We start from the raw sequence: 4522 nt of genomic DNA on the forward strand, positions 1-4522 counted from the left end.
CATTTAGCGGGTAATTCAGGCCATTGGCAGTGAGTACCACAGCTACATCATCACTTTCAAAATACGCACTTTGCGAGCTAAACCCATCAATGCCGCCAGTATGGCCATACGCCTTGCGTTCAAAAAACGGGAACTGAAATAAACCGTGACCGTACCCCTGATTAATCTCTTTCATTTTTGCCAATGATGCGGCAGAGAGTAACTTACCTTCAAACAGATGGCTTAAAAATACTGCCACGTTAGTGGGCGTCGCGCTGATTGCGCCTGCAGCATGAGGAATGCTCATATCGGTTAGGGTAGCAGGCGTCCAGGACGCCTGGAAACTGTATGAATTGGCGTGGTTGAGCTGCACCTGAATGGGCTCACCAAATACCGTGTGTTGCAGGCCAAGCTTACTGGTTATGCGCTGCTTTAACTGATTTGCATAGCTATCACCGGTGACGTCTTCCAAAATATACCCCAATAAAACGTAGCCGCTGTTAGAGTAACTTGCCTTACTCCCTGGTGGAAAATCACTGTCCATGGTTTCAATAATACTCAGCATGTCTTGCTTGGTTTTTGGCTGAGTCATGTATTCCACGTAGTCAGGCACGTTGGTGAAATTGTGGATCCCACTACGATGACTTAACAGCATGGCAATGGTGATGTCACTTGCGTTTTTCACGTCGGGGTAAAATTGCGCGAGCGGGGTGGTTAGCGACAGCTTGCCTTCGTCGATGAGCTGAAAAATCATCACAGAAGTAAACACTTTTGTGATGGAGCCAATACGATACAGGGTGTCGGTACTGGCTTTTTTCTGGCTGGCGATGTCTGCAAAGCCAATTGCGCGTTGATAGACCGGCTTTCCGTCCTTAGTAATAGCCAAAGACAACATCGCCTTGTCATTTGCTTCTATTGTTGCCAGGTAAGCGTCGAGTTTGTCTTTATCAAATGCACAGACCGACGTCGTTACAATGAAAAGTAGTAAACTGCTCAATAGTTTGTTCATGCTTCATTCCCTTTCTTTATGAACAATGGCCACGCCCGGCTAGCTTAGCAACGACGCCTAATCGGTGTGTAGCGCATCAATCGGATTGAGCTTCGACGCCTTGATTGCCGGAAACACACCGAAGCCGACACCGACCAGCAAGCAAATAGACACCGAAAGCACAATGGCTGTAAGTGACCAGCTTACCGCCCATTCAGAGTAAAAACCAATGATCTCCGACAGCACCAGACCAAATACGATCCCCAGCAACCCGCCGACAACAGAAATCACAAAACTCTCAGTAATAAACTGCAATTTAATGTCGCGTTGGGTTGCGCCAACAGCGCGCAGTAAGCCGATTTCCCGGGTGCGTTCCAACACATTGGCCAACATAATATTCATGATCCCGATGCCGCCCACTAACAGTGAGATACCGGCAACACAGGCCATAACAATATTGAAAATACGCTGGGTGTTTTCCTGTTGTGCCAGTAGTTGTACCGGAATAATTAATTGGTAATCCTCAACGCCGGCATGACGTTGACTGAGCAATTGGGTTACCGCTTTTGCCGCGAGAACAGTGGAGTAATCTTCGTCAACTTGTAGTTTTACGACGTCCAGTTCATTGGCAAGAGGCTCGGCACTCAGCTTCATCTGGCTTGTTGCCAGCGGAACGAAAACCTGATTGCGATCTCCCCCTAATTTGACGCCCTGAAACGCATCTTTATTAAAGTCAGGTGTCGCTAACACGCCCACCACTTCAAACCACAGGTGATTGACTTTTACGTACTGGCCGATGGGATCCTGATCGGCGAATAAGTTTCGGGCAACATCTGAGCCTAATACCGCCACTTGTGCAACGCGTTTTTCGTCTTCCGGGCTGAGCAACCGGCCCTGACTGGTTTGCATACTGGCCAGGGTAAAGTAACTGGCGGTAACGCCAACGGCGGTCGCATCGGCTTTGGCGAAATCACTGTAAAGGGCGAACAGCTTGATTTGCTTCTCCGCACTGTAGCCAGTTATAAAGGGCAGGGTATGTAGCGCGGCCTGCACATCTGAATAGGTGAGGCCAAGTGACTCTTCACGTATTTCCTGTAACTCTTCTTTGTTGTAGCTGTGCGCTTCGACAATCAGGTTTTGTAAGCCCATAGCGCCAATCATTTTCAGCGCTTCCCGTTCCGCGCCTTTGCCTATATTCAGCATGGCGATCACGGCACCCACACCAAAAATCATGCCTAGTAACGTTAGAAAAGTGCGCAGTTTTTGCGACAGCAATTCATTCAGGGCGTCGCCTATCAGTAACTTGAGGGTTGCGGCATTTAATGTTCCGGCCATTACAATAACTCCTTGTAAGCAAGGGCAATGACATCGCCTTCGGTTAGCCCTTCTGTCACCTCTACCATAAACAGGTTTTTCTGGCCTACTGCTATACGTTGTCTGACGAATTGATCGCCCTGTTGCTTAAATACAAAGTTAACTCCTTGATCGCTGTAAATAGCCTGAGTGGGCAGCGTCAGGCGGGTTTCCCCTTCGCTGACTTTAATACTGGCATGCAGTTTCCGACCTGGTGTGAGTAGCCTGGACGATTGGTCGTCGAGACTGACGGTAACCTCGAAATACTTTGTGGGATTATTGCGAGAGATGGTGCGGGAAAACCCTGCCACTTCTTTTACTTTTCCATGGAATACCTGATCGGGGTAGGCATCCAGGGTAATTGAAACGGGTAGCCCGGGGGCAAGGTCAATGGCTTCTTTGTCGAGCACAAACCCTTTTGCCTGCATGGCGGACATATCCGGAATTTTAGCGATAGGGCGACCGGGAAACACGGTTTCTCCAATAGCTGGCTTTTCCCCGCGCCAGTTAGATTCATACACCAGCATGCCGTCGTAGGGAGCGCGAATTTCCAGCGTGTCCATGGCCATTTTGATCTGGTCATACTTTGCCTGGCTACCTTGCTTGCGAATGGCGATAACGTCGATAGCGCTGGTGTTTTGTTCTACGACGCTGTCTTTTTTCCAGTCCAGGTATTCGTCTTTGGCGCCGAGGTATTCTTTATTCTGCATGTTTTCGATGATTTCCAACTGGGAATAAACCCGAAGGTCATCTACGCTGAATTCGTCTGCGAAGGCAAATTCCTTCACAACCAGCGCCTTGTCAACGTTCACTTCCTGTTCGGCCGTGGTGAGGCTTTCACGATTTAATTTCATGTCTTCTTCGAGCAACATGATGGCAAGCATTTCCTTACGCAAATCTAAACTGAGTTGCTCAGCGTCGAATTTGGCAACCAGTTGGCCCTTCTTGACCTGAGTATATTCCTGTTCGAGCCAGGCGATCGTCATTGGACGTCGACTGGGTACACCAATGGCTGTGGCCTGAGCGGCTTCGAGCTCGCCTTTCATGGGCACCGATAACTCAAAGGGTTGTTGGCGAACCTCATAGGTGGGAATTACCGCTTCCGTGTCGTCGCAGCCAGACAGCAGCCAACTGCATAACGAAATGATCAGCAAACGATTCATGCTTTTGCCTCCAACACTTCTATTTTCGCTTTCATGCCGGGCCGCATGCGTTTGTCGTCTATCTGGTGCAGTGTTATCTCAACATCAAATACAATACTCAGGTTGGTCGACGATTTTTCTTTGTAGGCTTCGCCCAATGAGACGATGGTGCCTGAATAGGGGATTTCCGGGTAGGCATCCAGAGTGACCTTAACCTCGGTGCCAGGCGCTAGCTTAGCGGTATCCGCTTCATCGAACTGGGCTTTAATCGCCAGTGCATCAAGTGAGGGGATAGTTAGTAACGTCCGTCCCATCCATACCGTGTCACCCACTGCGGTTTTATTGCCTTCGGGATCAGCTTTATACATGATTAACCCGGCTTTAGGCGCTTTGATTTGCAACTTATCAATATTGCTTTGGGTTCGGCTTAGCTTTGTACGCAGGCGGTTTATTTTACTCCTGGCCAGCTCGTCGTTCAGCGAACGAGACGTGGTAAACTGCTCCAGCTGTTGTTGGGCCTGGGCTAATTTGGACTGCGCTATTTCGAATTCTTTGCGCTGTTTTTCTTTTTCTACGCGTTTGGTTGCCACATCGACTATCTCTACCAGCCGCTTCTGCTTATCGTAGTTCATTTGTGCTTCAGCCAGAGCCAGCTTGAGCTCTTCCAGCTTTGCTTCGTCTTCTAACTGCTTGGTCTGGTAGTTTTTTGATTCCGCTTCCAGTTCGCTGCGTTGCTCAATTAACTTAGTTTTGAGCTGTTGGTCGTCAAACTTCACCAACATATCACCTTCTTTCACATGGGCGTTTTCCGGCACCAGAAACTGCACTTTCATTTGCCACATGCCCCGTACCGAGGGGGGCGAAATACTGGCGGTATTTAATGAAACAATCTCGCCGGAGGCGGTGAGTGGTTGTTTTAAAACTCGGGCTGTTTGAACCGACGTTCCACTTTGATCGGAACAGGCTACTATTAGCGTGGTTAACAACAATATGGCTTTAGTTCGCATGCGCAATCTCCTCACTGGGGAAAACCACTCTAACGCTCATTCCCGGCAACAGC

At 49.0% G+C, this 4522-nt stretch carries 4 protein-coding genes; all 4 read right to left on the bottom strand.

Going from position 1 to position 4522, the window contains the following annotated elements; translation table 11 throughout:
* A partial coding sequence (locus tag AC4MRN_RS19710) for a serine hydrolase domain-containing protein (protein ID WP_491204274.1) occupies positions 1-988 on the bottom strand: 988 nt, incomplete at its 3' end.
* A gap of 57 nt (positions 989-1045) precedes the next feature.
* Positions 1046-2302: an ABC transporter permease gene (locus AC4MRN_RS19715; RefSeq protein ID WP_073325033.1), complete on the bottom strand. Its 1257-nt coding sequence runs from the start codon at positions 2300-2302 to the stop codon at positions 1046-1048.
* Entirely contained in the window at positions 2302-3483 is a 1182-nt protein-coding gene (locus tag AC4MRN_RS19720; protein ID WP_073325032.1) for an efflux RND transporter periplasmic adaptor subunit, read from the bottom strand. Before AC4MRN_RS19720 ends, AC4MRN_RS19715 begins: the two co-directional genes overlap by 1 nt.
* Entirely contained in the window at positions 3480-4469 is a 990-nt protein-coding gene (locus AC4MRN_RS19725; RefSeq protein ID WP_073325031.1) for an HlyD family secretion protein, read from the bottom strand. The genes AC4MRN_RS19720 and AC4MRN_RS19725 overlap by 4 nt, the downstream gene beginning before the upstream one ends.
* Positions 4470-4522 lie beyond the last annotated feature (53 nt).

It is taken from the genome of Marisediminitalea sp. (genome assembly GCF_984433645.1).